The organism is Lactobacillus sp. C449L, assembly GCF_059900815.1.
In genome coordinates this window covers 1-542 of record NZ_JBWXGA010000077.1, presented here as the reverse complement: position 1 = coordinate 542, position 542 = coordinate 1, and the positions used below count along the sequence as shown (strand labels likewise).

At 66.1% G+C, this 542-nt stretch carries 1 protein-coding gene; it reads right to left on the bottom strand.

What is annotated here, in order from left to right; genetic code table 11:
* Positions 1 to 29: 29 nt before the first annotated feature.
* A partial coding sequence (locus AC2JF9_RS08370; RefSeq protein ID WP_500726871.1) for a 16S rRNA (guanine(527)-N(7))-methyltransferase RsmG occupies positions 30 to 542 on the bottom strand: 513 nt, incomplete at its 5' end.

Sequence of the window (542 nt, the reverse complement as noted above, 5' to 3'; positions counted from 1 at the left end):
GCCCTTCTGATTGGCAACGGCAATCCGGATCATCGCGCGCCTCTCCCTTTCCGCTTCGGCATCACGCCTTCGGCGATGACGATTCCCGCATCATCGTCGGTCAGGCTCTTCTCCAGCCGGAAGTCACCCTGCCATGAAGATCGGGCAGCTTCCAGTTCGGCGGCGGCATTTCGCCCTTTTGGCAGGATCCAGCGCGTCTTTGCTGTGGAAAAGCTGTGGCTAAGCGCAAGAAGCCGGCCGAGCGGAGCGAAAGCGCGGGCGCTGATCACATCGAACGGGGGCGAATCGAATCTTTCAACCCTCGTGCACTGGATCGTGACTCGGTCGCGCAGGCCCATCCGATCCGCCGCTTCGGCAAGGAAGGCGGCGCGAAGGCGGCGCTCCTCGACCAGCGTGACCGGCCCCGAGTGGAGCGCGGCGACGACCAGCCCGGGAAACCCCGCGCCCGTCCCGAGATCCAGCCAGGACGCCTCCGGGGAAGGGGAGAAGCGGAGAAGCTGGGCCGAGTCGGCGATGTGGCGGGTCCACACGTCCGGCAAGGA